This window comes from Ralstonia sp. R-29, assembly GCF_049913345.1.
GTDB lineage: Bacteria > Pseudomonadota > Gammaproteobacteria > Burkholderiales > Burkholderiaceae > Ralstonia.
This window is the reverse complement of sequence record NZ_CP184377.1, coordinates 2,928,602-2,954,270: the sequence shown is the minus strand read 5'-3', so window position 1 is coordinate 2,954,270 and position 25,669 is coordinate 2,928,602. Positions and strand designations below refer to the sequence as shown.

At 61.4% G+C, this 25,669-nt stretch carries 28 protein-coding genes and 1 pseudogene; 13 read left to right on the top strand and 16 right to left on the bottom strand.

Features of this window, described 5'->3' with window-relative positions; all coding sequences use genetic code 11:
* Positions 1–164: 164 nt before the first annotated feature.
* The 4 genes from ACN9M1_RS13920 (at position 165) to ACN9M1_RS13905 (ending at position 4,744) form a co-directional block, all read left to right on the top strand.
* On the top strand, positions 165–731 hold the full coding sequence (locus ACN9M1_RS13920; RefSeq protein ID WP_426395244.1) for a recombinase family protein: 567 nt from the start codon (positions 165–167) through the stop codon (positions 729–731).
* Positions 732–746: 15 nt separating this feature from the next.
* Positions 747–1,568 carry a hypothetical protein gene (locus tag ACN9M1_RS13915; RefSeq protein WP_426395242.1) on the top strand — a complete coding sequence of 274 codons (822 nt, stop codon included), beginning with the start codon at positions 747–749 and terminating at the stop codon, positions 1,566–1,568.
* An 82-nt stretch (positions 1,569–1,650) separates the two neighbouring features.
* Complete coding sequence (locus ACN9M1_RS13910) at positions 1,651–3,678, top strand: AAA family ATPase (RefSeq protein ID WP_426395240.1); 2,028 nt, start codon at positions 1,651–1,653, stop codon at positions 3,676–3,678.
* A 310-nt stretch (positions 3,679–3,988) separates the two neighbouring features.
* Entirely contained in the window at positions 3,989–4,744 is a 756-nt protein-coding gene (locus ACN9M1_RS13905) for an FRG domain-containing protein (protein WP_426395238.1), read from the top strand.
* A gap of 51 nt (positions 4,745–4,795) precedes the next feature.
* Here the strand turns inward: ACN9M1_RS13905 and ACN9M1_RS13900 are convergent, their stop codons facing one another.
* The 3 genes from ACN9M1_RS13900 to ACN9M1_RS13890 form a co-directional block, all read right to left on the bottom strand.
* A complete protein-coding gene (locus ACN9M1_RS13900; protein WP_426395237.1) occupies positions 4,796–5,266 on the bottom strand; it encodes a hypothetical protein in 471 nt (156 codons plus the stop codon).
* 289 nt (positions 5,267–5,555) lie between these two features.
* Entirely contained in the window at positions 5,556–5,978 is a 423-nt protein-coding gene (locus ACN9M1_RS13895) for a hypothetical protein (protein ID WP_426395235.1), read from the bottom strand.
* Positions 5,975–6,742 carry a DUF695 domain-containing protein gene (locus tag ACN9M1_RS13890; protein WP_426395234.1) on the bottom strand — a complete coding sequence of 256 codons (768 nt, stop codon included), beginning with the start codon at positions 6,740–6,742 and terminating at the stop codon, positions 5,975–5,977. The genes ACN9M1_RS13895 and ACN9M1_RS13890 overlap by 4 nt, the downstream gene beginning before the upstream one ends.
* A 190-nt stretch (positions 6,743–6,932) precedes the next feature.
* On the opposite strand from ACN9M1_RS13890, the gene ACN9M1_RS13885 reads away from it, so the two are divergent.
* On the top strand, positions 6,933–7,568 hold the full coding sequence (locus ACN9M1_RS13885; RefSeq protein WP_426395232.1) for a recombinase family protein: 636 nt from the start codon (positions 6,933–6,935) through the stop codon (positions 7,566–7,568).
* A gap of 11 nt (positions 7,569–7,579) precedes the next feature.
* Here the strand turns inward: ACN9M1_RS13885 and ACN9M1_RS13880 are convergent, their stop codons facing one another.
* The gene (locus ACN9M1_RS13880) at positions 7,580–7,882 is read right to left on the bottom strand and encodes a helix-turn-helix domain-containing protein (protein ID WP_426395231.1); all 303 of its coding nucleotides are present in this window, start codon (positions 7,880–7,882) and stop codon (positions 7,580–7,582) included.
* 122 nt (positions 7,883–8,004) lie between these two features.
* Here ACN9M1_RS13880 and ACN9M1_RS13875 point away from each other — a divergent pair, with 122 nt between their 5' ends.
* The 3 genes from ACN9M1_RS13875 (at position 8,005) to ACN9M1_RS13865 (ending at position 10,232) form a co-directional block, all read left to right on the top strand.
* Positions 8,005–9,270 carry a lysozyme inhibitor LprI family protein gene (locus ACN9M1_RS13875; RefSeq protein ID WP_426395229.1) on the top strand — a complete coding sequence of 422 codons (1,266 nt, stop codon included), beginning with the start codon at positions 8,005–8,007 and terminating at the stop codon, positions 9,268–9,270.
* A gap of 76 nt (positions 9,271–9,346) precedes the next feature.
* Entirely contained in the window at positions 9,347–9,664 is a 318-nt protein-coding gene (locus tag ACN9M1_RS13870; RefSeq protein WP_426395227.1) for a hypothetical protein, read from the top strand.
* 76 nt (positions 9,665–9,740) lie between these two features.
* Complete coding sequence (locus ACN9M1_RS13865) at positions 9,741–10,232, top strand: YbjN domain-containing protein (RefSeq protein ID WP_426395225.1); 492 nt, start codon at positions 9,741–9,743, stop codon at positions 10,230–10,232.
* Between the two features lie 10 nt (positions 10,233–10,242).
* On the opposite strand, the gene ACN9M1_RS13860 is transcribed toward ACN9M1_RS13865, so the two are convergent.
* The 6 genes and pseudogenes from ACN9M1_RS13860 to ACN9M1_RS13835 form a co-directional block, all read right to left on the bottom strand.
* Positions 10,243–10,863: a DUF1780 domain-containing protein gene (locus ACN9M1_RS13860; protein ID WP_426395223.1), complete on the bottom strand. Its 621-nt coding sequence runs from the start codon at positions 10,861–10,863 to the stop codon at positions 10,243–10,245.
* 157 nt (positions 10,864–11,020) lie between these two features.
* Positions 11,021–11,674: a DUF6988 family protein gene (locus ACN9M1_RS13855; RefSeq protein ID WP_426395222.1), complete on the bottom strand. Its 654-nt coding sequence runs from the start codon at positions 11,672–11,674 to the stop codon at positions 11,021–11,023.
* Positions 11,675–11,852: 178 nt separating this feature from the next.
* Positions 11,853–11,951: pseudogene (locus tag ACN9M1_RS13850) on the bottom strand (GTPase); the annotation flags it as partial.
* A gap of 93 nt (positions 11,952–12,044) precedes the next feature.
* Positions 12,045–12,878: a DMT family transporter gene (locus tag ACN9M1_RS13845; RefSeq protein ID WP_426398871.1), complete on the bottom strand. Its 834-nt coding sequence runs from the start codon at positions 12,876–12,878 to the stop codon at positions 12,045–12,047.
* 67 nt (positions 12,879–12,945) lie between these two features.
* A complete protein-coding gene (locus ACN9M1_RS13840) occupies positions 12,946–13,761 on the bottom strand; it encodes a DUF2182 domain-containing protein (protein WP_426395220.1) in 816 nt (271 codons plus the stop codon).
* Positions 13,762–13,773: 12 nt separating this feature from the next.
* A complete protein-coding gene (locus tag ACN9M1_RS13835; protein WP_426395218.1) occupies positions 13,774–14,376 on the bottom strand; it encodes a DUF1326 domain-containing protein in 603 nt (200 codons plus the stop codon).
* Between the two features lie 412 nt (positions 14,377–14,788).
* On the opposite strand from ACN9M1_RS13835, the gene ACN9M1_RS13830 reads away from it, so the two are divergent.
* The gene (locus ACN9M1_RS13830; RefSeq protein ID WP_426395216.1) at positions 14,789–15,166 is read left to right on the top strand and encodes a flagellar protein FliT; all 378 of its coding nucleotides are present in this window, start codon (positions 14,789–14,791) and stop codon (positions 15,164–15,166) included.
* Between the two features lie 34 nt (positions 15,167–15,200).
* Here the strand turns inward: ACN9M1_RS13830 and ACN9M1_RS13825 are convergent, their stop codons facing one another.
* Genes ACN9M1_RS13825 through ACN9M1_RS13815 form a run of 3 tightly spaced genes read right to left on the bottom strand, consistent with a single transcriptional unit; the run spans position 15,201 to position 16,447 of the window.
* Positions 15,201–15,668 carry a lytic transglycosylase domain-containing protein gene (locus tag ACN9M1_RS13825; RefSeq protein ID WP_426395214.1) on the bottom strand — a complete coding sequence of 156 codons (468 nt, stop codon included), beginning with the start codon at positions 15,666–15,668 and terminating at the stop codon, positions 15,201–15,203.
* Positions 15,669–15,696: 28 nt separating this feature from the next.
* Positions 15,697–16,035 carry a hypothetical protein gene (locus ACN9M1_RS13820; RefSeq protein WP_426395213.1) on the bottom strand — a complete coding sequence of 113 codons (339 nt, stop codon included), beginning with the start codon at positions 16,033–16,035 and terminating at the stop codon, positions 15,697–15,699.
* 10 nt (positions 16,036–16,045) lie between these two features.
* Positions 16,046–16,447, bottom strand: a complete 402-nt coding sequence (locus tag ACN9M1_RS13815; RefSeq protein ID WP_426395212.1) for a hypothetical protein — start codon at positions 16,445–16,447, stop codon at positions 16,046–16,048.
* A 366-nt stretch (positions 16,448–16,813) separates the two neighbouring features.
* Here ACN9M1_RS13815 and ACN9M1_RS13810 point away from each other — a divergent pair, with 366 nt between their 5' ends.
* The 4 genes from ACN9M1_RS13810 to ACN9M1_RS13795 all read left to right on the top strand — a co-directional run bounded on the left by ACN9M1_RS13810 (position 16,814) and on the right by ACN9M1_RS13795 (position 23,119).
* Positions 16,814–18,097 (top strand): UbiH/UbiF family hydroxylase, encoded by a 1,284-nt coding sequence (locus tag ACN9M1_RS13810; protein WP_426395211.1) that lies wholly within the window; start codon positions 16,814–16,816, stop codon positions 18,095–18,097.
* Between the two features lie 47 nt (positions 18,098–18,144).
* Complete coding sequence (locus ACN9M1_RS13805) at positions 18,145–18,891, top strand: DsbC family protein (protein WP_426395209.1); 747 nt, start codon at positions 18,145–18,147, stop codon at positions 18,889–18,891.
* A 135-nt stretch (positions 18,892–19,026) separates the two neighbouring features.
* Positions 19,027–20,883, top strand: a complete 1,857-nt coding sequence (locus ACN9M1_RS13800) for a M61 family metallopeptidase (protein ID WP_426398870.1) — start codon at positions 19,027–19,029, stop codon at positions 20,881–20,883.
* Between the two features lie 16 nt (positions 20,884–20,899).
* Complete coding sequence (locus ACN9M1_RS13795; RefSeq protein WP_426395208.1) at positions 20,900–23,119, top strand: FUSC family protein; 2,220 nt, start codon at positions 20,900–20,902, stop codon at positions 23,117–23,119.
* Between the two features lie 283 nt (positions 23,120–23,402).
* Here the strand turns inward: ACN9M1_RS13795 and ACN9M1_RS13790 are convergent, their stop codons facing one another.
* The 3 genes from ACN9M1_RS13790 to trpC are packed head-to-tail and all read right to left on the bottom strand — an operon-like array spanning position 23,403 to position 25,663.
* The gene (locus ACN9M1_RS13790) at positions 23,403–24,194 is read right to left on the bottom strand and encodes a uracil-DNA glycosylase (RefSeq protein ID WP_426395206.1); all 792 of its coding nucleotides are present in this window, start codon (positions 24,192–24,194) and stop codon (positions 23,403–23,405) included.
* Positions 24,191–24,856 carry a CYTH domain-containing protein gene (locus ACN9M1_RS13785; protein ID WP_426395204.1) on the bottom strand — a complete coding sequence of 222 codons (666 nt, stop codon included), beginning with the start codon at positions 24,854–24,856 and terminating at the stop codon, positions 24,191–24,193. The genes ACN9M1_RS13790 and ACN9M1_RS13785 overlap by 4 nt, the downstream gene beginning before the upstream one ends.
* Positions 24,857–24,859: 3 nt before the next feature.
* Positions 24,860–25,663 (bottom strand): indole-3-glycerol phosphate synthase TrpC, encoded by an 804-nt coding sequence (gene trpC / locus ACN9M1_RS13780; protein ID WP_426395202.1) that lies wholly within the window; start codon positions 25,661–25,663, stop codon positions 24,860–24,862.
* Positions 25,664–25,669: the final 6 nt, after the last annotated feature.

The following is a 25,669-nucleotide window of genomic DNA, read 5'->3' as shown; positions in this document are numbered from 1 at the left end:
ATGTTGGTTGGAAAGCCCATCGTGCACCGCTCGCCGTATCGGAAATCGACCGTTTGCTAACAGGGATCAGAACTCCATCTGCTGAACTGTTGGAAATATAGGGTTGATAATTACTGGCACCAGATGTTAACCTGACAGCCATTTCCAACACTTTGCGAGGCGCGATGGCGATCTTCGGGTATGGCAGGGTCAGCACAAGGGAACAGACAACAGAGAACCAGCGTCTCGAAATCGAGAACGCCGGTTACAAGATCGATTACTGGTTCACCGACGAGGGGATCAGTGGCAAGACCCATGCAAGCCAGCGTCCGCAGTTCGTCGCCATGCTGGACAAGATTCGTGACGGTGAGACGCTGGTTGTTTCTCGTCTCGACCGGCTGGGCCGCGATGCCGAAGACGTGCTGCGTACAGTGCGGACACTGGCCGAACGGAAGATCGAGGTTGTCGTGCTTCAGCTTGGCAAGCTTGATCTGGGGTCGTCTGCCGGGAAGCTGATGCTGACGATGCTGGCAGCGGTGGCGACTATGGAAAGGGACTTGTTGGTGGAACGTACCCAATCAGGTTTGGCACGTGCGAAGGCGGAAGGACGCGTGCTTGGCCGACCACCCAAGACCACGACTGCGCAACGTGAAGAGATGAAGAGCAAGTACGCGGCGGGTGAGACGGTTAGCGCCTTGGCCCGGACCTACAACATCTCGCGTGCCAGCGTGCTGGCGGTGGTGAACCCGTAGGTAGTAGCAAGGCGAATGGAATACCTGATGGATGTACCCAAACGAGAGTTCCTTACATTTTTTGAACTGGCAACCCGATGGGGGTGTCCCGGCGCATACCTTCACGACCTTATTCGGACGGGCAGGGTTGTCCCTGCAATCGCTCTCACGGATCAAGAAAGATACGTTGGCGGCGAGTTCAGGGGGGGCTATCTAGTCGGGGATATTGAGAACGCGAAGCACGAAAGCTACGCTGAATACTACGTTGGGACCACTGTCGGCGACGACGATCATTACGAAAACCGTCCCCAGTGCAGCAGATGGATGTACTGCCACTGCCCGGCTGACGAAGCAGGCGGTGGCTATGCCTTCCAATTTCTCAGCGGCAGTCCTTCTCCCGGAGAGACCACCATCTGGTTCTATCTCGACCACGGTGCTCGGATCAGATGCACCGATGGCGAGCGACGTTTTCGGTTTGAATGGGGCGAAATCGACCGGTTTGAGGCCGAGGGTTCGACTGGCGGTGAGCAGTTACACGCTACATCAGTGGCGATTGCGCCATTGATTGGTGAGGCTGCAGATGCGCGACTGCCGACAGTGCCTGCGACCGTCCGGCACACGCTAAGGAACCGCGTACACGTACTCCATACGGAGATCGAGGAGGCCAAGAAGAACGCAGTGAATTCTACCGATCCCAACAACGTGTGGTCCGAACTTGTAAAGCTGGCCGAATCCGAGTTTGGTTGCTTCTTGGGGGTCGTGGGCGGACAACTGAAATACAGAAAACCGAATGGCGAAGCTGGTTACTTCAATCTAAAGGCGTTGCGAGGCCGAATACAACGCGGGGCGACACGCTAAGGCGCGTTAGGACACGCGTCTATCGGGGAAATCTATGTCGGGCATGAAAATGTGAACTCACTTAACCACATAAGGAGTTCGCATGAACGATCTGAATATTTCCGAACCTGTTTCAACCCATACACAACAAAAGCCTGAGGCCCTGACTGTCAATTTCGAAGGCATTCCCGCATCCCTGAAAGCACGCCCGCATTGGGTTCTGTGGCAATGGGCTGAGCGTGAAGACGGTAAATGGACGAAGCCACCGATTCAAGTCAATGGTCGGTACGCGAAGCCTAACGATCCGGCAACATGGACAACCTTTGACCAAGTGCGTGCCGCCTATGAAGGCGGTGGTTTCGACGGCATCGGCGTCATGATGCGCGATGGCATTTGTGGCATCGACCTCGACCACGTGCTGTCCCCTGATGGCAATCTTGAGGCATGGGCACAAGAGATCGTCGATCAGTACCCCGAAACGTACATTGAACGTTCGCCAAGCGGCGATGGCTTGCACATTCTCGCTACGGGCAAACTTCCCTTTTGCGGAAAAACAGGGCCGGGCAATCGCCTTGAACTCTATGACGAACGCAGCCCGCGCTACTTCACTGTGACGGGGCAAAGTTTCGGTGGTGCCGAAGAGATTACCGACCAGCAGGATGCAATTGACTGGCTGTCTGGTCATTATCCGAAGGAAGCCAAAGCAGATCAGAAGGTGCCATCGCAGACCGACAGCGGCGCTAGCAAGCTATTGGATGACGCAGACATTCTGACAAAGGCAAGGCAAGCTGCTGGTGACGAACGGTTCCGTAAACTATTTGACGGCGACTTTTCGGACTATCCAAGTCAGTCCGAAGCCGACCTTGCGCTGGCAAATATGCTGGCCCGCGTGACGCAGGACGCGGAAACCTTAGATCGGCTGTTTCGCGTTTCGGAACTATTTCGACCTGAGAAGTGGAACAAACCGCATTCTGACGACGGTCAGACCTACGGCCAAATGACCATCGCCAAGGCCCTGTCAGGTCGCAATGCGATGGCCGGTGCTCAGGCTGCACGCGAAGACTCGGCAGACGGTCCGCGCAAATATGAATTCGTCCATGCGTCCGACTTCATGGCCGAAACGATCACAACCGAGTGGTTGATCGATGGCATCTTGGAACAGAACACGACGTGCACCTTGTTCGGCGCATCGGGCAGCGGGAAAAGCTTTGTCGCTATGGATTGGGCCTGTTGCGTCGCGACTGGAACCGATTGGCATGGTCAAGAAGTGGAACCCGGTCCGGTCTTCTATATCGTTGGCGAAGGGCTTAATGGCTTCCGTCGCCGATTGAAGGTCTGGGCGAAGACCAACGGCGTCTCGTTAGAGGGTAAGCCGTTCCACCTGCTAAAACATCCAGTCCAGCTTTCCAGCAGTGAGAGCGTTGACTGTCTTTCGGAAACAATCGCTGGGTTGGTCTCGGCTGACAAGCCCTGCATGATTGTCATCGACACGTTGGCCCGCAGCTTCGGCGATGGGGACGAGAACAGTAACGCTGACGTGAACAAGCTGATGAGCAAGATTGATGCGAATCTGCGCATCCCGTTCAATGCGTCCGTCGTGCTGGTTCACCACTCCGGGAACAGCGATAAGGATCGAGCACGAGGTGCTTCGGCCTTGAAAGCTGCGATGGACCACGAATACCGTGTGGATAAGCGCGCCAGTGGTCTTCGTGTTCTGCAATGTACCAAAATGAAAGATGGTCCCGAAGACTTCGAATTTCACTTTCAGATCGAAGGCGTTTCTTTGAGTGACGGCGGGAGCGCCGGTGCTTTGGTTCCTCTTGATGTGCCGACGAACAAGAAGGCCGCAAGCGAGAAGCTGACAAAGCCAGCGATAACCTGCTATCAGGTGCTTGGGAAGATTACCGATCCCTTTGGCATTCCTCCAAGCCCTGAATTGGTGGCGGCAGAAGGCATGTTCGCCCCAGCACTTGTTGTTCACGAAGATCATTGGAAGCAAGCTGCAATCGACGCGGGCATCAGTACGGGTTTGGCTGATTCACAGCGCACGGCGTTTGCTCGTGCCATCAAGAAACTGGTCGATGCGAATCGTGTCGGCAAGCACGGCGACTACTACTGGGTGAAAAGCTAGGACTTCGCGGACAAACGGACAAACATAAATGACCAGTTTGTCCATTGGCGAAATTAGTGACCTATTTCGGACGGACATGGACACACCCCTATAGGGGTGTCCAGATGTCCAAAGGTGGGATGAAGAAAAAAGACCAGATAGTTACTGTTTTTTCTTTTTCTGTGGCTATTTGGCGAGGAGAGGATGCGCCGTGTCTGTCCGGTTCGCCGGTATCGGGTCATGTGCACGCGACGCGGCGCGACGAGTGGTTGCGATGCATGGTGTCCGTCCCTGACGTACGTCGGGCCGTGCTGCATCTGCGAAAATCCTGATGGGAGTGGGTGCGATCAACAATCAATCGAAGAACATGGATTGCAGAACGATCAAGCTGACCGATGTGGACATGCTTCACAAGGTCTTTCGTGGATTCAGAAGCCACGAAGGGATGGGGTGGCTGTTCAGAGGGCATGCTCAGGCCAGTTGGGATTTGTTGCCGAAGGCCGGTCGTGCTGAGTTCTATCTGCCGGATAACGATGACCTTGGTCGATTCCACCGCTGGGCTAAAAGCGCGGTTGCATACACGTCGTTGTCATCAAGCTACCTTGAACAACTTGCGCTGGCTCAACATCATGGCCTCGCGACGCGTCTTCTTGATTGGTCGATGAATCCATTGGTTGCGTGTTACTTCGCGTGTTCGGATCATGCTGACAAGGACGGCGCGGTCTGGATGTACGAGATGTGTGATGCGATCTTGACCGACGAGAATACCCGCGACACCTTGAACGAGAAGAAGGGTGTGTTCGGCTACCTTCCCAAGGCGATATTCCCCCGCGTCATTAACCAGCGAGGTGTCTTTACCGTTCACTGTGACGCAGCGCACCCGATTGATGTCATGGAGTCACGCGTAACGAAGGGATGGCCCAATCTGTTCCGACTGGACATTCCCGCTGCGTTGAAGGCGGACATCATGGCTCATTTGGGGGATTACGGCATCGACCGGTCGTATCTTTTCCCCGACCTTGATGGCCTTTCCGCGCATGTTAACGCCGCCACGTCTCAAATACGGAAGCGTCATGCAGAAAAGTAGGTGCTAGATCGGTATCGGGCGCCATACCGTCCAGTTCCCTCCAGCAAGCGGTCAAATCTCAATGAGGGGGCCAAGTCTTCCCTTGGAAAATAACCTCGTTCTCTCGTCAGTCGCAGGTTCGAATCCGCAGTAGTACCTAGAAACACCCATGCTACACGCGAGCGATTCAGTGCCAGCTGCAAGCTTCGTAGTCGCATCTTTCCTATCAGCCGCATCGATGTCGGCACTCTCGAATACAACAGTCACTTCGATCACCCCTGCGAAGCGCAGGACGCGCACCAGCGGATTACGAATTGGAATGCCGCCGACCGTGACAAGAGCAGTCCTTACGAAAAGGGACACCGGCGTCGTTTCCTTTGTGAGGAACTGCGTCAAATCTTGATCAGCTTGTTCAGGGGCAAGGCAGCCCAGTTCACTGTGAAAGATTTCGAGGATGGCTGCCCCCTGCCGCAGGTCACACACCAACTTATCAACGGCATGTTCAGGAACACCCTCGAAGACTAGTTCAATTAATCCGTCCATAATTAGTCCAAGAATCGCTTGAGCGTTCCATCCATATTAGTCCCGGTCCGTAAGGGAGCCGTTTCTCCGTGAGCTTGAGGCCGTGCTCGTTGGCCTTGAGTGCCATTCGGCTTCGGATCGAACGGGTATTCGGTGGCGATGGTCTGCGCTGCACCAGCGGGACCATCTTTGGATAGATACCGGCAAGCGGGGTCGATGATGTGTGCCAGATCGTTCGTCATTGCTTCCCCCTGCAACGGTTCACGAATCGGTAAGCCGTCAGCCACCATTCATCTAGGGGTTGTTGTTTTCAGAACTTCCCAGACACCACTGTGCCGCCAAACTTCTCAACCACCTGGTGGACGCTGGCTGTTGCGTTCTGCCGTGCTTCGGCATCGGGGAAATACTGACCGAAGACATCAACCTTGACCTTCGAAATCCCTTCAACGTCTGTTACCGTCAAGAACAACTTCGTGTCCGAAGGGTCCCGCTTGTACAGATAGAACAGCACGGGCCGCTTCATGAGGTCATCAAGTCCCGGCGCCGGAGGAAATTTCGTCAACCCGTGCTGCTGCATGGCTGCGTCCATTGCGCTGACGAACTCACCATACCGTTCCGGTTGCAGCTTCACGACCGCAACTTGCGTCGGCGGCCATTTCTCGCCGCACCCTGACAAGACCACACCAACCACCAGCATGGCAATTGAGATGCGGAGGATTCTGGCAAGGTTCATCGTGGCCTGCTTTGTGAGGTTGGTTGAACGCTACGCTCTACGCTGGTTTCCCAACCGTCATAGTCGCCGCCGAGTGCCTTTGTTTTGCGATTGATAATGATGGTGTGGTACGTGATGTCCTCAAGCTCCATCGTTGCTTCGTGCGTGAATCGCACTTCAACCTTATCGCCGGTCGGTGCGACAGAATCGACTTGGTAGGCATTCGTTCTGGCCCAATCGGCGAACTGCTGCGCTTCTTGTGGCGTCGGGAAGTAAGCCCAATGCGATACGGGCCGGGACACATTGCTGATGTCGCCCTTGTCTTTGAGAGCGTCCAGCACGCGTATGTCCCGGATCACCTGCCAGTCGTCTGCTGTCGGGTACAGATTTTTCCAATACCCGTCCTTCTCGGGGTCTTCTTGGTAAGCGTATGCAAGCTCATACGGTGTCTGGGCGGCGACTGAATCGAAAAGGTCCAGAACCTTCTCTTCCGGCAGGGCGACGTAAAAGTAGAAATGCCGATAGCCCTTCGCCGTGACACGCCCGACATGGATGCCACCTTCTGCAACAACACCGGTTGTCAGCAAATTCAAGACGTTTCTCAGTTCCGGAAACTCGTCTTCCGGTGGCATGCCTTCGGCGGTGGGGTGCTTGAATTCCAGCCGTACGCGAAACAGTGACGTTCGCGGGTCCGTGCGTGCGATCTCGGCATAGCTGCCATTGAAAGCGATGAATGCCCGGTGATCGCCCATTTGGGCCGGGAAGGTTTCCCAAGCGTCAGCCATGCGCACCTCTCATGTGCAGAGAAGATCATTATGCCGTTGTGCCGCTATTCGGATAGGGCGGTCAAAAATGGTCCCAGATGGGTATAGGTCAGGCGAACCAGTCCGGCATTGGTTCGATATGCGGCTTGACACAACCCAAATCGAACCGATATTATTCGAACCATCCTAAGCGAACTGATTGGGGTGGTTCATGTACGTCAGAGCGTACCTTCGTGCATCAACCAAGGAGCAGGATGCTGGTCGTGCCAAGTCGGACCTAATCGAGTTCGCAAAGGAGCGAGGGCTACAAATCGTTTCGTTCTACATGGAACACGAATCGGGCGCATCGCTTCAACGACCTGAACTGTTCCGACTGCTGGCCGATTGTCATGAAGGGGATTGTTTGCTGGTCGAGCAAGTGGATCGGTTGTCCCGATTGAACAACGAGGACTGGCAGCGCCTGAAGGCTGAACTCCAATCACGTCGCATACGGGTCGTGGCGCTCGATCTGCCGACATCATGGATGTTGACGACCAATACCGACGACATCACCGGTCGGATGATGGATGCGCTGAACGCGATGATGCTGGACATGCTGGCCGCCATCGCACGGAAAGACTATGACGACCGGCGTCGCCGTCAGGCGCAGGGGATCGAGAAACTGAAAGCGGAAGGTGGCTATAAAGGCCGCAAACCTGATGTGCAGCGGAACGCCGCCATCATGCAGATGCTGCAACGTGGTGATAGCTGGAACACGATTGTGGCCGCCACCGGATGCTCCCGGTCCACGTTGTCGCGGTTGGCACGGCAGGTCAAAGAAGAAGCTGCTGTCGAGGCTACCTCATAAGGCAGCGTCGTCTATCCCGCCACTTCGTCAATGAAGGTGATGACTTTGGCGCGTTGCTTCTTGTTCAGGTCGTGAAATTTCAGAAGCAGGTTGGCTTCGTCGTCATCGACTGAATGAAGATAGGCGACCGGTACGTCCAAGACAGCGGCGATCCGCTCCACCAGCGGTGCGTCGGGCGTACGTTTTCCTAACTCATAACGATTCATACGTGCGCTGGCGGACATCGGATCAAGTCCCGCCTCGATGCCGAGACGTTCCTGTGACAACCCCGAGCGCAGGCGCGCTGCCTTGAGCCGTTGAGCGAATACCGACATGCTTGCCTTCAAGTGGCTGAAGACAAGGATCGTCGGGTTTTCGCTCGCCCCAAATACTACCGATTTGGTAGTATTGCGAGCGCATTAATCCAGAAGAACACGTGACGCGGGAGGGAAACTGCATGCAAAACAGCCAGAAACCGAAGTGGAAGTGCTATGCGACGAAGTTGTGGGGGAAGCCAGTGTTGGCGGCGCTCGGGTTAGCAAGCCTGTTCGTCGCATACGGTGCCTGCGAAGCAGCCGAGAAGTCTGGTGGCCCGTTGTCGAACCTTACAGCCCCGCTTGGTGGCACTGGCAAGCTTGATTGCGCGTCGAAGGACGTGAAGCAAATCATCACCGACAACTATGCCGAACAAATGGCAGAGGCCGGTTCGCCCGACTTGGTCATGGCTATCGCTAAGGAGCGCATCAAGTTCCGTGTCGAGATGATCAGCGAGGTGGTGCGGAACAACCAATCCAAGAACGTCGCCTGTTCCGGCAAGCTGGTGATTGAATTCCCCAAGGAAGACCTGGCGCGTGCAGCACAGGTCAAAGAATCCAAGGTCGTTGAAGCGGCCATCCGTGGTTTCCGCATCCCCACCGATCCGGTGTTCAGCACGACGTTGTCCTATCTGGTGTCCTCCCCGGCAGATAAGACCGAGAAGCAAAATGGACCGCTGGTGAAGATGACCACCCGAGAGGGTGTCAAGGCGGGCGATGGCGATCTTGGTCCCTACATGGTGGCGTACACCATGCTGGCCTACGCCGCACCTGACATCACCGCGTCGTCCAAGAACACCAAACCATGGGACAAGGAGTGGAAGACCCTTGCCCTTCAAGGATGCACTGAACACCAAAGCCCCGAACTGTGCGCATGCAAGATGGCGCAATTCGAGAAGCTGGTGACGCAGGACGACATGCAGCGCATTGGATACACCATCCAGACCAATGCCCTCGTGGCAGGCAAGTACACCAACTTCATTGCCCTTTCTGACGCGCTGAATAGGCGGTGCCCGCTGCCAGAAGGCGTCGCCAGTGTTCTTGCACCGTCCGGGCAAGCTGTGTCGGCGCCGGTGCAGGAACCTGCGAAGCCAGTTGTTCAACCAGCGGCAGTGTCATCCCCGGCGCCGCAGGCGACCCAACCCGTACAAGGTGCCATCGTCGCGTCCTTTGACTGCTCCAAGGCATTGTCCAAGATCGAAAAATTGATCTGTTCCACCCCTGAGACTGGCGATGCCGACCGCCGCCTTGCTGCTGCGTATGCGTCTGCTAAGTCGAAGTCCTCAGACGCCAACGCACTCAAGGCAGATCAGTTGGCGTGGATGAAGCAGCAGCGCAATGCCTGCAATGACGCGGCCTGTCTTCTAAAGACGACCGAAGCTCGCATCCAAGCCTTATCGGCGATGTGACGCTATCCAAAGACTAGACCCGACCGCCGTTCATCGGCGGTTCTACATCATTCGACCACTGAAACCGGAGAAGTCTATGAAAGCACAATTGATTATTGGCCTGCTGCTGGCCGCTGCCGTGACCGCCGCGAACGCACACGTCGTCGGCACCATCAAGGATGGCAGTGAACGCATCACCCTGACGGACAAGCGTTCGTGCGACGGTTGCGAATTTGAAGCCAGCACGACCACGAAGGGTATGAACGCGACTTGGAACTACACGGACATTGACGGTGTGATCCGAGTCGATGAATCGGACGGCGCCAGCCCAGCGCAGTCGCGGGAGTACAACGTTGGCAAGGATGTGAAGTTGACCACGTTCGGGAAGAAATTCATGGGGCCGGCCAACGACTAAGTTAGCGATGGTGTCATGCCGGGACGACAGCACGCCGGATGTCGTCCTGGTGGTTCAATCATGACCAGCTGAATCTATGGCGGACCGCCTATTGAAGACCTTCACTGAATCCGAAATCACCATCGACACCCTTGAAGCCCACATCCGCGACAGCGGCTTGGTACCCCACGAAGTCCAATCAGGCGGCATCTGGATGCGTTCGCCGAAGGGTTTGGGGTTCCGCATCTCCATCATCGAAAACCAGAAATTCATCCGGTTCAGCACCTACCTGCCACTGAACCGGCAGGCCACCATCGACCAGAAGCACGAACTGACGCGGCGGCTGAACGAGAACGTGTTCTTGCCGGTGTTCACGCTGGATCAAGACGAGGACTTGAACGTGATGTACGTCTTGCCCTACGAGCATGGCCTGATCGCCGGAAACTTCGTGGCAGTGGTCAACCGGTTCGGTTCGATGCTGGAATATGTTGTCCAGACGTTCAACCCGGGCGAGATCATCGACTTTGGCGGTCCAACAACGCGGTCAGATATGCCCGGCTTGGAATCGGATCGGAAGGTCGTTCACTGAACGGCGCCGACTATGCGCAATCGTCAACTTCAGGTCGGTGCGAGATGGTGCCGACAGTTTGCTGGATAAAGCTTGGTGCATCTGGGCTGGCGCAGAAGCAGCCACTGTACTGGTCCAGTACAAATGAAACCGAGCGCCATCCAGTTGCCGCCAGTTCGGACGTGTTCGGGTAGGGCTGCTCCGCAAAAAACATCACCTCTTGCAAGTTGACATACAGAAGCAAGTCGGTTCGCTTCTTGAAGTCGTTCGAGTACTTGGTGAGTCTCACGGCTTCGTTGTGACAAAGCCGGTATATCTCACTGAGGTCAATGTCCTTCGGCGTAAATTCCTTCAGCAGGTCTTTGGCTTCGGTGATCTTGCGCACGCGTTCCAGTTCCTGCTTGTACTCATAATGGCGGTGCCGGTCAGGGTCCAGAATCTCTTTGATCTCAAATCGGGCATCCCGAAACTCCACGTCGGGCGGATCGTCTTTGACGCTGGCGATTTCACCTTTTTCTGGGATAAGTCCAAGGTTCCGGACGAACGCGTCTACCACCCAACGTTCACGCTCCTCCTTGTTTTGATGCCCGAAGAAGGCAACCGCGTCTTCAAGGTCTTTGATGCGTTGCTCGATGAATTTTCGTTCGTCCATACAGACGGTTCCCCATCATGGTGGCACGGCCCCGTCAGACCTAGTTCGGCGGCAGACGGAGTGAGAGTATTTCACCCCGTACTCGCTTCCAATAACCAGTCTGCGCCACATGGCGGTTCGTTTTGGGCATGCCACAACTACCCGAAGGGGTGTCCGGTCAAGATTTCACGTGCGGCTCGATGATCGGGACGCAGTCCGCAAAGTCCACGTGGAACTTGCGGACGGCGGGCATGTTCCTTTGCGGATCGCCAGTGAGAATGGCGGTCAACTGTGCCGCGATGCAGACAAGCGCATTGGAATTCCGCATTGCATCAATTGCAAGCTGGACAGGGAAGCCGGAGAGCGTCCTTGCCAGTGGGTGAAGCCCGCCATGTGTATAGCTACTCAGTGCTTTCCACGACACATCCTTGAATTGCCGAAGTTGGTCAACTATGTGTGCCGGGGCTTCACCGGCATCCAATTGCTTCAGCATTTCCGCCAACATCGGCCCTTCGTTTGCCCTGCGGGCACTCTCGACGGTCAGGGGTTCGCCAAGTTTGTCCACCCAATTGTCCGTGGCGGCATGAAGCAGCCAGATGCCACGAACAAGGGATTCGTACTGAGGGCGCAGCAGGGATAGGGCGGAAGTACCCAGACCGTTGCCAATCAGTACCAGTGCACCCCTTGCATGATCCAGTGATAGCAGCCCGGCCTGAAACGAGACGACGAAGCGTTTTTCTGGGAAGGGCGCAAGACGGTTCACATGGTCAGCTACTGCTTCATGGAACTGTGCGGTGCGGTTAAGCGCGGTAGATAGCAGTGCCTCAGTCATAGGATGGACCTGTTCGTGATAGCTCCAATTGGCCTTGGACGCTGCGGCAGAGTATCATCGAACACCACTCATCCGAGTGGAAGGTACGTCACGATTTTTGTGCGAGTTTTGTCACGCGAATTTCCGAAAAGCCTCTAAGTCTTTGATTCGAAAACTAACGTTGACCTTATCGTCACAACGGGTAGTTCTCGGCGGCGATGCCGGCTTTGGTCAGGGCATTGAACAGGGTCGACTTGCCGACGTTCGGCAGACCGACGATGCCGCATTGGAGGCTCATGGTAAAGGCTTTGGAATCAAGGAGTTGGCCCCGTCACGCACCATCGGGCAGGCAGGGCTGGAAACCCGTGATTGTAACCGCTCCGGGGTGCGCTTAGCCCTGGGATGCGGCCTCGGCGCGCTTGCGCTGCGTGCGGCTGGCCAGCACCAGGGCGATGCCGCCGAGGATTGCCGCCGATGCCGCCGCCAAGCGTGGCGTCAACGGCTCGCCCAGGAACAGCACAGCCCCGAACGCTGCAATGGGCGGCACTGACAACTGCACCGCCGCCGCGCGGATCGCCGTCAGCCCCTTGAGCGCCGCGTACCAGATCACGTAGCCGATGCCCGAGGTGACCGCGCCGGAGGCCAGCGCCAGCAGGATGCCGGCCGGGCTGGCATGGGCTTGGTTGTAGAGCACCACGCTCAAGGCGAGCGCCATGGGTGCGGCATGCAGGAAGTTGCCCGCTGTGGCGCCCAGCGGATTGTCGAGCCCCCGCCCGCGCAGCGAATACACGCCCCAGGCCACGCCGGCCACGGTCATTAGCGCGGCGCCCAGCGGTGTCGGCGCCGTCACGCCGGGCGACACCAGGTAGACAAGCCCACCCAGCGCCAGCGCAAAGCCCAGCCAGCCCAGCGGCTCGAACCGCTCGCCTGCAGCCAGGCCCGCGCCCAGCATGGTGAGCTGCACTGCGCCGAACAGGATCAACGCGCCCGTGGCCGCGCTCAAGGTGAGATACGCAAACGAGAAGAATGCGACGTAGGCGAACAGCATGGCAGCGGCAAGCCAGTCCACCCGTGCCTTCGGCGCTTTGGTCGAGCCGGCCCGCACGAGGATTGCCAGCATGACCGCGCCCGACACCAGCCGGATGCTGGAAAAGCTCGCCGCATCGATGGCCGCGTGCTGCAACGCCAGTCGGCACAGCAGCGAGTTGGAGGCAAACGCCACCATCGTGATGCTGGTGAGCAGCACTGTGCGCAGGGCGAGTCGGCTGTTGGGGGGCGGGTCCAAGGTGGTTTCAGGTGATGGGTGCGCTGCCCCAAAGATGGGTAGCGGCGAGCAAGGCTGCCCCGGCCAGCAAGGCCACACCGAGCGGCGCGGACACCTGTCTCCCCCATGAAACATTCTTCTCGATGGCCATGGCGGCCGCCAGCACCAGCATCCAGCCGAGGCTGCCCGCGCCCACCACGAACATCAGCAGCATCAAGGCCCAGCAGCACCCCACGCAGAAGAGGCCGTGGCGCAAGCCCAGCATGAACGCCTGCCGCTGCGGCGCGGGGCCGTGCCAATGGCTGATGACGAAGCTCAGCGGCGAACGGCACTGGTCCAGGCATCGATACTTCAGTGCGCTGAACTGAAACGCGCCCGCCCCCGCCAGCGTGGCCGCGCCGATCAGCCAGCCATGCCAGCCCAGCAGCGGCACCCGCGCCACCCCCGCGAGCAGCACTGCGTGTAGTCCGTGCGCCAGCAGACCGAACGCGCTCCAGGCAGCCAGATAGCCCACGCCCAGCCAGGTCAGCAGACGCTGGCGATCCGGCCGCCCCGCAACCACGCGGTCAAAGGCCTGGAACAGCGGCAACGTGGTCGGCAGCATCATCGCCAGGATCATCAGCGACCAGGCCAGCGCGGAGAGCGCCGCCGGCACCACGAGCGAACCCGCCGGCACGGCCCGGCACAGCCATGCCGCCGGGCCGGACGCTGTCCAGTCGCCATGATCGAGATAGCGGCCATAGGGGCTGCGCGCCCACAGCCACAACGTGAGCCAGGCCAGCGTCACCAGGCCGGCCAGCACCGGCAGGAAGACGTGTTGATGGCGGGATGCTGCGACGCGCATGGCCGCCGCCGCTCAGGCGTCGAACAAGAAGGTGCTCTGCAGCGCGTTGTGGTTCTGGATGTCGACGTTGATGCCGATATCTGCGTTCTTCGAACGGTAGACCGGCGCCTTGCCCACGAACACCGGCGCGCCGGGCACGGTGGAGAACACCGTATCCGACAGCGTGGTCTGCTGGCCGGTCGGGCCGACGTACGGTTCAAGTTCGGCGTAGTAGTCGGCCCCGATCTTGAGCGTGCCCTTGGCGCCGACGATGTCGAACGTGATGGGCGCGCGCTCGACCGAAACCACCTTGCCGATCAGCTTGGCGAGCTCCGCAATCGGGCCGCCAGCTTGGCCCGTATAGACCTTGAGCAGCGCCTTCTCCTGCTCGTCGGTTGCACTGTCGTTGAGGAAGATCGCCGCCGTCCAGTTGCCTTCCAGGATGTTGCCGGGCACGTGAGCGACAGCGGCGATGGTGCAGCCGGACACATCGATGCCGTCGATGGTGCCGCGGTCCATGTGCCACGCGACGATGGTGTCGCAGGTGCCGAAGTCCGGGTCTTCACCGATCCAGCACGGGCATAGGACGCGGCAGTTGCAGACTTCCAGCAGACGGCCTTCCAGGTGATAGCTCATCGTTGCCTCCAAGGGGTTGCAGTGGGCGAGGGCGCCACAGGGCTGTGCCCGGATGGAGGTACGGAAGATGTCAGCCGTATCGATGACAAGCGGACAGCCCACTTCTGCATGGCAGGAGCGGCGCTATGTCCTCATTCTAGAGAGCGTCTCCCGAGAGGCAAGGCAGTTGCGGCGTGTGTGCTCGAGGGCGTAACGGACGCGTTACGCGTTACGTTCCAGAAACGTAACAACTTCGTTCGCAGCGGCGGTTTTTCGGGTGGATAGCGGGGGGCTGACGGCATCGCTCCGTATCCTGCGAAGCCAAGCCGGGAAAGGCCTGGGCGCCGTTTTTGCGAGAACGTGAAGCGGCTGCGCACGGGCCGGGCATGCCTATTGCAGGGTTCTGGCAAACAACAAGATTCTGGAGCACAGCATGTCCTGGACCGCCGCCACCGCCGCCCGCCCGATCGATACGGTTTCCGACAACGCCGGCCTGTTCGCCTGCTACGAGGCGATCGCCAGCTTGTCGGAAGAGATGGTCGACGCCGCGGAGATGGGCGACTGGGATGGCGTGAGCGCGCTGGAACGCGAATGCGCTGCCTATATGGAGCGCCTGGGCCATGGCCAGCGTTCGGCCCTGTCGCCAGAGGAGTTGCAGCGCAAGCGCGATCTGATGATGCGCATCCTGGCCAACGACGCCCGTGTGCGCGCGCTGGTCTGCCCGCGCCAGGATGCGTTGACCCGCCTGGCGAGCGGCCCGCGCCGCTCCATTGGTGCGCGCCAGGCGTACGCGACCGTTTCCTACTACTGATCCGCCAATCCGCTGGTCAGGGACCGGACCCGATTCAGCGGTCGGCCCGCAACTCTCCCCACGACAGCAACACGCGCTGGATGCTGCGCGCATAGGCGTCGCGGTGCGCGGGCGTCTCGGAGTGGTACGCGCCGATGGCGCGCCACGTGTTGCCATGACGCACCATCTTTTGCTTGAGCAGCCACGCCGCCACGAACACGTTCACGCACGCGTCGGTCAGCGCGTGGCGGGGCACGCCGTAGCGCGCCAGCGTGCTGAAGTGGATGGAGTTGATCTGCGCCTGCCCGATGTCGACTGAGCCGTCGGCGTTGCGGTGCACTGCGCTGGCATTGCCCTTCGATTCAAACCACACGATCGCGCGTAGCACCGTCGGGTTGACGCCCTGATAGCTGCCGGCCCGTTCGAAGCAATCGCCGGCCGCATGCGCAGCCAAGCTGGAAAGCGCCAGCATCAGCGCCACGCCGAGTTGGCGCCAGTTGCGGTGGATGTGGGCGATGGGCATGGCGGTTCCGGCGAGCAGGTTGTGGGGGTTACTTCTGCATGGCCACTTCGAGCTGGCGCTCGATGCTGGCCAGATACGTGTGCGATGCCTCCGACACCACCATGCGCGGCACCGGCTCGGTCGCCTTGCGCCACTGGGTGGTCACGACCTTCCGTTTGCTGCCGCGTGCGTGGGCCGCAGGCGGGGCTTCGACTTCTGCACCGCCGCCTGGCGGCAGCATCGCCAGTGTGGGCAGGGGCGGATAGACCTTGTCGGGCGCAGCGGCTGTCGCCGGCATCAATGCGTCGGGTGGCGCGGCTAACGCCGAAGCAGCCGGTACCGCCAGCAGGCCGACGGTGAGCGGGAAGAGCAGATGGGTCATACGCATGACGTTCCTCTTAATCCTGCGTGCGGATCGTCACGCTGTAGGGCTGGCTGGCGCTGACGGTCAGGTTTTCCAGGCGGACGTAGTTGGCGCGCTGTGCGGGCACGCCATTCCACAGCGCCTGGTTCAGGTAGCGGAAATCCTGCGTCAGTGCAGCCACCTGGATCGTTGCCGGGCGCTTCTGCGCGGCGGCCAGCGCGCCGGCCTTGGTCAGCACGCTCGTCAGTTGCGGGTCATGCGCGCCCAGTGCGTCGGGCGGGATGGTGAAGCTCAGTACCTCGCCGGCGGGCGCGGTGCGGGCGGCGGTAGCCGGCGTCTGGGTCTGCAATTGCGCGCAGCCCGTCACAGCGAGCAGCGCAACCAGCGAGAGCGGGAGAGAGAGCAACGTGCCGGCACGTTCAGAAAAGGTCCACATGACGATGGAAAATGCGTGGATCGGAACCGCACTGTATCGGCGGGCCGCCCGGGTCAAAACGTCGAATTACCCCATTTTTATCGTCCATCCCGCGCGATGACTTGAGCGCTCCCCAAAACGTGAAAATGGCGTCACTTCGCGGGTTTGCGGCCAAGCGAAGGGGGTGGCACTTATGCGATGCAGCTTGCACATCGGGGGCCCGGATATGCGCTCGGCGCAGCAATGGGTTCGTGTGACGAATGCGTCCCGCGCGAGGGGTGGTCAGCGTAAACACCGAGCGGTCAATCGTGCCGTTACGTGTCTGTCGCGACACATTTGCGCCGACACAAAGCCGCAATACCCCCCGCCGCTATAATCGGCCCCACCATGAATACACCCGCGTTTTCCTCTTCCAAGGCAGGGCCGGCCTACCATTTGGCCGTGGTGGGCGGCGGTATCGTCGGGCGTGCCTGCGCCTTGCGCCTAGCGCAGCTCGGCTTGCGGGTCGCGCATATTGCGCCGCCCGCGCCAGTGTCGGCACCCGCCGGGCCGGACGCCTGGGATGCGCGTGTCTACGCGTTTTCGTCCAGCTCGCAGGCGCTGCTGGAGCAGTTGCGCATCTGGCCCGCGCTCGACATGACGCGCGTACAGCCCGTGCAGGACATGCGTATCTTCGGCGACGACGCAGCCGCCCGTGGCGAGCACGCGCACCCCGATCTGCATTTCTCCTCCTACGCCGCCGGCGCGCCGCAACTGGCGTGGATTGCCGAGTCGTCGCTGGTCGAACGCGCGCTGGAAACCGCGCTGCGCTTCGCCCACACCGTGCAGACCTTCCCGCACGCCGCCACCGGCTTCGAGATGGAAGCCGACGCGGTGCGCCTGACGCTGGCCGACGGGCAGGTGATCCGCGCCGAATGCGTGATCGGCGCCGACGGCAAGCACTCCTGGGTACGCGAGCAGGCCGGCATCCAGGCCGAGGCCAAGCCGTATCGCCAACTGGGCGTGGTCGCCAACTTCCAGGCCGAGCACTGGCACCAGGACACCGCGTGGCAGTGGTTTCTCGGCACCTCAGCCGCAGACGTGGCCGCCGCGGATGACAACACCCCGGCACGCGGCGAGATTCTCGCCATGCTGCCGCTGCCCGATCGTCGGGTCTCGATGGTGTGGTCCGCCAGTGAAGATCACGCGCGCGAATTGCTGGCCCTGTCCCCCGAAGCGCTGTGCCGCACAGTGGAAGCCGCGGCGGGTGGTGCAATCGCCGCCCGTTTTGGGCGGTTATCGAACATCACGCCCGCACAGGGTTTTCCGCTTGTGTTGCAGCACGCCAGCCGGGTGGTTGCGCCGCGCGTGGCGCTGGTGGGCGATGCGGCCCATGTGATCCATCCGCTCGCCGGACAGGGTATGAACCTCGGTCTTAGGGATGTGTCCGAAATCGGCAAGGTGATGGCGGAACGTGAAACCATGCGCGATCATGGCGATCTGAGATTGCTGCGCCGTTACGAGCGCGCCCGCCGCGAAGACCTGCTTTCGCTCACGGCCGCCACGGACGGTCTGCACAAGCTGTTCGCCCTGCCGGGCGCACTGCCCCGCACCGTACGCAACGCGGGCTTGGCGCTGGTGGGCATGACGCCATTTATCAAACGCTTACTCATTAAGCACGCGCTGGGCTGAGGCCGTTCTCGGGCATCATCAGCGCTTTTGGGGTTTCAGGAGTAGTTATGTCGTTTCGTATTCGGGTGGCGGCCATCGCCTCTGCGGTGGCTGTGGCTGCGATTGGCGCGGGTTATGTACTGAGCGCCGGTGCCGCCGAGCCCGCCCTGGAGAAGGTCAAGGCCAGCGTGCAGAAGGCCCTGGGCCCCAATGTCGACATCAAGGGCGTTGCCAAGTCCCCGCTGGCTGGCCTGTACGAGATCAACCTGGGCAGCCAGGTCGTCTACACCGATGCCACCGGCCGCTACGTGCTGAATGGCGACCTGCTCGACACGCAGACCGCCACCAACCTCACGCAAGAGCGCCTGGCCGAGATCAACCGCGTGAAGTGGGCCGACCTGCCGCTGGACCGCGCCGTGAAGTGGGTCAAGGGGAACGGCGCGCGCAAGATCGCCGTGTTCTCCGACCCGAACTGCCCGTACTGCCACAAGCTGGAGCAGATGCTCACGCAGGTCGACAACATCACCGTCTACACCTTCCTGTTCCCGATCCTGTCGGAAGACTCCAACACCAAGGCCAAGCAGATCTGGTGTTCCGCCGACCGTGCCAAGGCCTGGCGCGACTGGATGATCGCCAAGACCGCCCCGGGCGGCGCCGGCACCTGCGACACGCCGCTGGAAGCCAACCTGAAGCTCGGCCAGCAGCTCAACGTGACGGGCACGCCGGCCATCATCTTCCCGGATGGTTCCCGTGCGCCGGGGCTGATTGATGCGGCCACGCTGGAGCGCAAGTTCGCCGCGATGAAGAAGTCGTAACTCAGACGTCGTAAATCGCATGCATCAAGCGCCGGTTCATCCGGCGCTTTTTTCTTGGGGCGCTTGCTTGGAGCCATCGGCGGGCGGCCCGATTTGGCTGCGGCACCGTGCGACGGCAACGCTACAATGTCCGCCATGAAGCCGATCCGCTACACCATCGCCCCCGCCGCGCCCGAGGCGCATGTGTTCACCGTCACCGTTACGGTGGATGCGCCTGACAGCCAAGGCCAGCGTTTTTCGCTGCCGGCGTGGATTCCCGGCAGCTACATGATCCGCGAGTTCGCACGCAACATCGTGCGGATCGAGGCCGCATCCGCTGACCGGCCGGTGCGCCTGACCAAGGTCGACAAGCACACGTGGTGGGCCGCCCCATGCACCGGGCCGCTGACGGTTTCATACGACGTCTATGCGTGGGATTTGTCGGTGCGCGCCGCGCATCTAGACGCCACACACGGCTTCTTCAACGGCACGTCAGTGTTCCTGCGTGTGGAAGGCGCGGACGACCAACGTTGCCTGGTCGATATCCAGCCGCCTGCGGGCGACGCCTACCGAGGCTGGCGCGTCGCCACCGCGCTGCGCGAAGCCACCGGCCGCATCAACGGTAAGGCGGGCGCCAAGCGCTACGGCTTCGGCTGGTACGAAGCTGCCGACTACGACGAGTTGATCGACCACCCGGTCGAGATGGGTACGTTCGAGATGGTGTCGTTTGAGGCCTGCGGCGCAGAGCATGACGCCGTCTTCACCGGCCGTGTGCCGAACCTCGACCTGGAGCGCATCGCCCGCGACTTCAAGCGCATCTGTGAAGCACAGATCCGCCTGTTCGAGCCGCAGACGGCCACGGCACCGTTCCTCGACAGCAACCGCCGCTACGTCTTCATGACGATGGTGACGACCGACGGCTACGGCGGTCTGGAGCACCGCGCCAGCACGGCACTCATGTGCGCGCGCAATGACCTGCCCGTGACCGGTCGCGACGAAACTACCGAGGGCTATCGCACCTTCCTCGGCCTCGTCAGCCACGAGTATTTCCACACCTGGAACGTCAAGCGCATCAAGCCGGCCACCTTCGTGCCGTACGCGCTCGACCGCGAGGTGCATACGCCGCTGCTGTGGTTGTTCGAAGGTTTCACGAGCTACTACGACGACCTGATGCTGGTGCGCTCGGGTTTGATCTCCGAGGCGCAGTATCTGGAGATGCTCGCCAAGACCTGGAACGGCGTGCTGCGCGGCAGCGGCCGCCTGAAGCAGAGCGTGGCCGAAAGCTCGTTTGATGCGTGGACGAAGTACTACCGCCAGGACGAGAACGCCCCCAACGCTATCGTCAGCTACTACACCAAGGGCTCGCTCGTGGCGCTGGCGCTGGACCTGACGATCCGCACGCAGACCAACGGCGAGCGCTCGCTGGATGACGTGATGCGCGCGCTGTGGGCCACCTACGGCCGTGACTTCTACGCCGCTGGCCACACGCAGCGCGGCGTGACTGAAGCTGGCCTGATCACCCTGATGGAAGAGACCACGGGTGTGCGCCTACGCACGCTGGTGCGCCAGCTGACCGAAGGGCGGGATGATCTGCCGCTGCCGGCGCTCTTCAAGGCGATGGGCGTGAGCGCCACGCGCAAGGCTGCCGAGTCGGCGCTCGCGTTGGGCGTCAAAGCGGGCACGGAGAACGGCTTCGTCAAGCTGCAGCAGGTGTTCGACGGCAGCCCGGCGCAGCGCGGCGGCTTGTCTGCCGGCGACCTGATCGTCGCGGTGGACGGCCTGCGTGTGCCGGCTGGCCAGCTCGACAAGACGCTCACGCGCCATCGCGCCGGCGATACTGTGCCCGTGCACGTGTTCCGCCGCGACGAGCTGATGACGCTGAAGGTGACGCTCGCCACCGACACCACGCCGCAGTTCACGCTGGCGCTGGCCACGGAGCCGTCGCCGCTGCGCTCGGCGTGGCTCGGCAAGCGGGCGGCGGCGCGCAAGGTTGCGCGCGGCAAATCGGCCTGACCCGCACGCGTAGCCCATGGACTACGTTCACGATCCACGCACCTTCCTCTATAGCCACTACGTCTCGCGCGGTATCCGCACCGCCACCGGCGTGATCGGCCTGACACTGCTTGCGCTGCTGGTGATGGACCTGCAGGGCGCGATGGTGGTGTCGATCGGTGCGCTGTGTACCAGCCAAATGGACTTGCCCAGCCCGCCGCGGCACAAGTTCAACGAGATGCTGGCGTGCGTGCTGCTGACGACCGTCATCACCTTTATCGTGGCCGTGGTCACCCCGTACAACACGATCTTGCCGGTGGTGATCGTGCTGGTCACCTTCCTCGCTGGGTTGATGGTGGCGTATGGCAACAAGACGATGCCGCTGCAATTTGCAGCGTTGTTCGTCATGACGCTCACCTTTACCGAGGAATTCGCTTTCCTCGAGGCGGTTGAGCACACGCTGCAGTTCTTCCTGGGCGCCATCGGCTATATGGCGTTTGCGCTGGCGGTGGCCTGGGTGCAGCGCCGCCGCATCAAGGAGCAGGTGCTGGCCGAGTGCCTGTACGAACTGGCGGTGTACGTGGAGCGCAAGGCCGGCTTCTACGACGCCGCCAAGGATTTCGACGAGCAGTTCAACCTGCTCGTGCGCCAGCAGATTTCGGTGGCCGACAAGCAGCAGGTGGCGCGCGATTTCGTCTTCCGCGATAACCGCACCGCCAGCGACGGGCGCCTCGTGCAGATCCACATGCGGATGCTCGACATCTACGAGTACCTGCTGTCGTCCAACACCGATTACCCGCTGCTGCGCCAATACCTGGCTGACGCCGAGATCCTGCGCCTGCTGCATGGCGTGATCGAAAAGATGCGCATGGACATCGAAGCCGTCGCCTACGCCGTCGGGCGCGACCGGCCGTCGCCCACGCCGATGTCGTACGAGCAGGAACTGGCCGCCATCGATGCGGCACTGGACGAGCTGCAGCACGGGCACCACGCCGTTCCGCTGGAGGCCTTCGCGGCGCTGGAGGAATCGGTGGCCACCGTGCGTGGCGCGATCCGGCTGCTGGCGCAGTTGCATGCCGCCACGGCCACGCCAGTCGAACTGTCACAGGTGCTGCTGCGCCCCGACATGACGCCGTTCCTCACGCGCCAGAAGTACGAGCTGCGGCTGGTGCTGGAAGAGCTGACATGGCGCTCGCCCGTGCTGCGCTTTGCGCTGCGGATCTCGATGGCGGTGGCCGCCGGCTTATGGATTGCAGACCATCTGCCGTATGCATCGCACGGCTACTGGGTGTTGCTGACCATCGTCGTGATCCTCAAGCCGACGTTCAGCATGACGCGCCAGCGCAACTTCGACCGGGTGCTGGGCACGCTCATCGGCTGCGTGATCGCGGCGGTGATTCTGCGCTTCGTCCATTCCACGTGGATTCTGATGGGCGTGCTGTACCTGTCGACCGCGGCCAGCGCGGCGTTCGTCACGGTGCGCTACCGCTACACGGCCATCGCGGCGTGCGTGCAGGTGCTCATCCAGATCAACCTGCTGCTGCCGGGCAGTAAAGACGCCATCGGCGAGCGGCTGGTCGATACGCTGATCGGCGCGGCCATCGCCACCGCCTTCAGCTACGTGCTGCCGAGCTGGGAATACCGCAACCTGCCCAAGCTGGTGGACGACGTGCTGCGCACCAACCGGCGCTTTATCGAAGCCGCGCGCGAACTGCTGCTCGGCACGCTCAAGGATGACTTCGCCTACCGCGTGCAGCGCAAGCAGTACATGGAATCGCTGACCGGGCTGATCTCCGCCTTCACGCGCATGTTGGACGAGCCTAAGAGCCGCCACCGCGCTGTGGATAACCTGAACCGCTTCATCGTCCAGAACTACCTGGTGGCGGCGCACGTGGCTGCGGTGCGCATCCTGGTACGCCAGCGCGCGCAGGAACTGGACGAAGCCGACACCCGCGCCCTGGTCGAACAGACCGCCGAAGCCGCGCTCGAAAGCCTCACGCGCGCCAAGGAGCGTTTCGACCAGGCCGTGCACGAAGGCGGTTGGGGCGTGCGCCCGCGTGATACGCAGGAGCTGGGTGCCGCGGACTTTGCCGATCAGGCCGCACGCTCCCGCATGCTCGATGTCGCGACCGAGGCGGATTCGCTGTCCGCCATGCACCTGCTGGAGCGGCGTTTGCAGGCCCTACGGGCGGATACGGCGAAGATTGCGCTGCGGTGCGGGGCGTTGGGGCGGGCGCTGCGGGTGGTGCGGGATTAGGCCGGACCTTGAAGGTCCGCCGTCGGACGTCAAAGGTCCGCCGCTGCACGCGAAGACCTCCGTTGCCGGAGGTAAAAGGTCCGGTGCCGGACCTCAGAGGTCCAACGTTGGACCTCTGAGCTGCAACGACGGAGGTCGGAAGGTCCGGCTTTGCACCTCAAAGGTGCGTACGCGAGGGTTTAAGGTCCGATGTCGGAGGTTGGGAGGTCCGACATCGGACGTTGGACGCGCAAGTCCGCAGGTTTGAGGTCCGCCGCTGGAGGTTTGAGGTCCGTGCGCGAACTCAAGCGGCCTGCGGCTTCAACCAATCAATCGCCGGCTGATGTTGCGTCGCCAGCCAATCATTCGCCGTCTTGAAATGCCCGCACCCCAAGAACCCGCGATGCGCCGACAACGGCGACGGATGCGGCGCCTCCAGCACCAGATGCCCCTCCGGTAGCAGCGCGCGCTTGGCCTGCGCATGGCTGCCCCACAGCATGAACACGCGCTTGTGGCCGACGCGTGCGAGCTGCTCCAACAAGCAATCGGTGATGCGTTCCCAGCCGCGTTTGGCGTGGCTCGCGGCCTGGCCTTGCTCGACGGTCAGCACGGTGTTGAGCAACAGCACGCCTTGTTCGGCCCAGCCCTCCAGGTTGCCGGACGTGCCCGGCAGCTTGCAGCCGTACTCCGCTTCGATTTCCTTGTAGATATTGCGCAGGCTGGGCGGCACGCGCACGCCGTCGGGCACGGAAAACGCCAGCCCATGGGCTTGCGGAATCTCCCGGCCTCCGACGGTACCCGTACCGTGATACGGGTCCTGGCCCAGAATCACCACGCGCACGTCATCGACCGAGGTCAGATGCAGCGCATGGAACACCTCCAGCGGAAAGATCGGCTTGCCCGCTGCGCGCTCGCCATCGACGAACGCGCACAGCGCGGGCCAGTTGGTCTGCGCGATGCAGGGTGTCAGGAGGGCTTTCCAGTCTGCCGGCAGCGCATCGAATTGCTCGGCCAGCGGGGGGAAACCTTCGTTCGAAGCGTCGGCGACGGGCGTATCGAAGAGGGCGGCTTGGGCGGGATTCGTGCGGCGTGTCATGCCTGGCTTCCCGTGGCTTTCGCGCGCAACTGATAGCCGCGCTGCGCCTTGCTGATGTCGAGCGGTGCCAGGCCCGGCACTGCAGCGCGCAGCTTCGTGGTCCAGGCGTGCAGGCGTTCGGCAACCGCATCTTCGCTGAGCGTGCTGCCGGCGGCGGGTTTCCACTCCAGTTCCAGCTCGTCGATAGGCTCGCGGGCGTTTGTGCCGGGGATGAGGATGGCGCCGGCGTCCAGCGCGATCTCGATCTCTCCGCCATCGGCCACCACGTGCCACAGGCTGCGCGTGAAATCGGTGCGAAAGAGCGGGGCGAGCTCGGCCGCATGTGGGCGAACGTAGTCGGCGGCTTCGGCGGCGTGATGAGCGGCGAACGCGTCGACCGACAGCATGTCGTCATTCAGCGGCACTTCCCATTCGTGGCGTGCCGACAGGCCGCCTTTGGCGCCGGCTTCACCGGCAGTCTTCAAGGTTTGCAGCCACTGCTTGCCCTGTCGGCGCACGCGTAGCGCGGCGCGCTGGCGGGCGAGCGCCTGGTCCGGCGTGTCGTAGTAGACGTTCGCCAATTCCACAGAGCCGCCGGGCTGGGCGTTCGCATCCAGCCAGCCGACCAGCACATCGTGCGTGCCGGCGGATACGGCCAGCTTCAGTTCAATCTCACGGGCCATCGCTTAAGCAAACAAGCGGGCCAGTTCTGCGCCCGGGTCATCGGCACGCATGAAGGCTTCGCCGACGAGGAAGGCGTTGACGGCAGCGGCGCGCAGCTTGCGCACATCGTCCTGCGTGCGGATGCCAGATTCGGTGACGACGATGCGGTCGTCCGGCATGTGCTTGAGCAGGCCGATCGTGGTGTCGAGCGTGGTTTCGAACGTGCGCAGGTTGCGGTTGTTCACGCCCACCAGCGGCGTTTGCAGGCGCAGCGCGCGGTCGAGTTCGTGGCCGTCGTGCACTTCCACTAGCACGTCGAGGCCGAGTTCGATTGCGCAGGCTTCGAGTTCGACCATCAGCCCCTGGTCCAGCGCGGCGACGATCAGCAGGATGCAGTCGGCACCCCACGAGCGGGCTTCGTACACTTGGTACAGGTCGACCATGAAATCCTTGCGCAGCACCGGCAATGTGCAGGCGGCGCGGGCTTCGCGCAGGTAATCGGCATGGCCCTGGAAGAACTGCTCATCTGTCAGCACCGACAGGCACGCAGCGCCGTGCTCGGCATAGCTTTGGGCGATCTCGGCGGGCTTGAAGTTGGGGCGCAGCAGACCCTTGGAGGGCGAGGCCTTCTTCACCTCGGCGATGACGGCAGCGTGGCCGGCGGCGATCTTGTCGCGCATCGATTTGGCAAAGCCACGCGGGGCGAGGGTGCTGTCGGTGCGGTTGGCTTCGGCCTCGGCGCGCACGCTGGCCAAGTCACGATGCTTGCGCGCGGCAGCCACTTCTTCGGCCTTCACGGCCAGGATTTTGTTCAGGATGTCGGACATGAGTGA

Bases quoted from the DNA above. Each gene is read 5' to 3' on its own strand.
- ACN9M1_RS13920 (WP_426395244.1), top strand. From the start codon at position 165: ATGGCGATCTTCGGGTATGGCAGGGTCAGCACAAGGGAACAGACAACA.
- ACN9M1_RS13915 (WP_426395242.1), top strand. From the start codon at position 747: ATGGAATACCTGATGGATGTACCCAAACGAGAGTTCCTTACATTTTTT.
- ACN9M1_RS13910 (WP_426395240.1), top strand. From the start codon at position 1,651: ATGAACGATCTGAATATTTCCGAACCTGTTTCAACCCATACACAACAA.
- ACN9M1_RS13905 (WP_426395238.1), top strand. From the start codon at position 3,989: ATGGGAGTGGGTGCGATCAACAATCAATCGAAGAACATGGATTGCAGA.
- ACN9M1_RS13900 (WP_426395237.1), bottom strand. From the start codon at position 5,266: ATGGACGGATTAATTGAACTAGTCTTCGAGGGTGTTCCTGAACATGCC.
- ACN9M1_RS13895 (WP_426395235.1), bottom strand. From the start codon at position 5,978: ATGAACCTTGCCAGAATCCTCCGCATCTCAATTGCCATGCTGGTGGTT.
- ACN9M1_RS13890 (WP_426395234.1), bottom strand. From the start codon at position 6,742: ATGGCTGACGCTTGGGAAACCTTCCCGGCCCAAATGGGCGATCACCGG.
- ACN9M1_RS13885 (WP_426395232.1), top strand. From the start codon at position 6,933: ATGTACGTCAGAGCGTACCTTCGTGCATCAACCAAGGAGCAGGATGCT.
- ACN9M1_RS13880 (WP_426395231.1), bottom strand. From the start codon at position 7,882: ATGTCGGTATTCGCTCAACGGCTCAAGGCAGCGCGCCTGCGCTCGGGG.
- ACN9M1_RS13875 (WP_426395229.1), top strand. From the start codon at position 8,005: ATGCAAAACAGCCAGAAACCGAAGTGGAAGTGCTATGCGACGAAGTTG.
- ACN9M1_RS13870 (WP_426395227.1), top strand. From the start codon at position 9,347: ATGAAAGCACAATTGATTATTGGCCTGCTGCTGGCCGCTGCCGTGACC.
- ACN9M1_RS13865 (WP_426395225.1), top strand. From the start codon at position 9,741: ATGGCGGACCGCCTATTGAAGACCTTCACTGAATCCGAAATCACCATC.
- ACN9M1_RS13860 (WP_426395223.1), bottom strand. From the start codon at position 10,863: ATGGACGAACGAAAATTCATCGAGCAACGCATCAAAGACCTTGAAGAC.
- ACN9M1_RS13855 (WP_426395222.1), bottom strand. From the start codon at position 11,674: ATGACTGAGGCACTGCTATCTACCGCGCTTAACCGCACCGCACAGTTC.
- ACN9M1_RS13845 (WP_426398871.1), bottom strand. From the start codon at position 12,878: ATGGTGGCGTTTGCCTCCAACTCGCTGCTGTGCCGACTGGCGTTGCAG.
- ACN9M1_RS13840 (WP_426395220.1), bottom strand. From the start codon at position 13,761: ATGCGCGTCGCAGCATCCCGCCATCAACACGTCTTCCTGCCGGTGCTG.
- ACN9M1_RS13835 (WP_426395218.1), bottom strand. From the start codon at position 14,376: ATGAGCTATCACCTGGAAGGCCGTCTGCTGGAAGTCTGCAACTGCCGC.
- ACN9M1_RS13830 (WP_426395216.1), top strand. From the start codon at position 14,789: ATGTCCTGGACCGCCGCCACCGCCGCCCGCCCGATCGATACGGTTTCC.
- ACN9M1_RS13825 (WP_426395214.1), bottom strand. From the start codon at position 15,668: ATGCCCATCGCCCACATCCACCGCAACTGGCGCCAACTCGGCGTGGCG.
- ACN9M1_RS13820 (WP_426395213.1), bottom strand. From the start codon at position 16,035: ATGCGTATGACCCATCTGCTCTTCCCGCTCACCGTCGGCCTGCTGGCG.
- ACN9M1_RS13815 (WP_426395212.1), bottom strand. From the start codon at position 16,447: ATGTGGACCTTTTCTGAACGTGCCGGCACGTTGCTCTCTCTCCCGCTC.
- ACN9M1_RS13810 (WP_426395211.1), top strand. From the start codon at position 16,814: ATGAATACACCCGCGTTTTCCTCTTCCAAGGCAGGGCCGGCCTACCAT.
- ACN9M1_RS13805 (WP_426395209.1), top strand. From the start codon at position 18,145: ATGTCGTTTCGTATTCGGGTGGCGGCCATCGCCTCTGCGGTGGCTGTG.
- ACN9M1_RS13800 (WP_426398870.1), top strand. From the start codon at position 19,027: ATGAAGCCGATCCGCTACACCATCGCCCCCGCCGCGCCCGAGGCGCAT.
- ACN9M1_RS13795 (WP_426395208.1), top strand. From the start codon at position 20,900: ATGGACTACGTTCACGATCCACGCACCTTCCTCTATAGCCACTACGTC.
- ACN9M1_RS13790 (WP_426395206.1), bottom strand. From the start codon at position 24,194: ATGACACGCCGCACGAATCCCGCCCAAGCCGCCCTCTTCGATACGCCC.
- ACN9M1_RS13785 (WP_426395204.1), bottom strand. From the start codon at position 24,856: ATGGCCCGTGAGATTGAACTGAAGCTGGCCGTATCCGCCGGCACGCAC.
- trpC (WP_426395202.1), bottom strand. From the start codon at position 25,663: ATGTCCGACATCCTGAACAAAATCCTGGCCGTGAAGGCCGAAGAAGTG.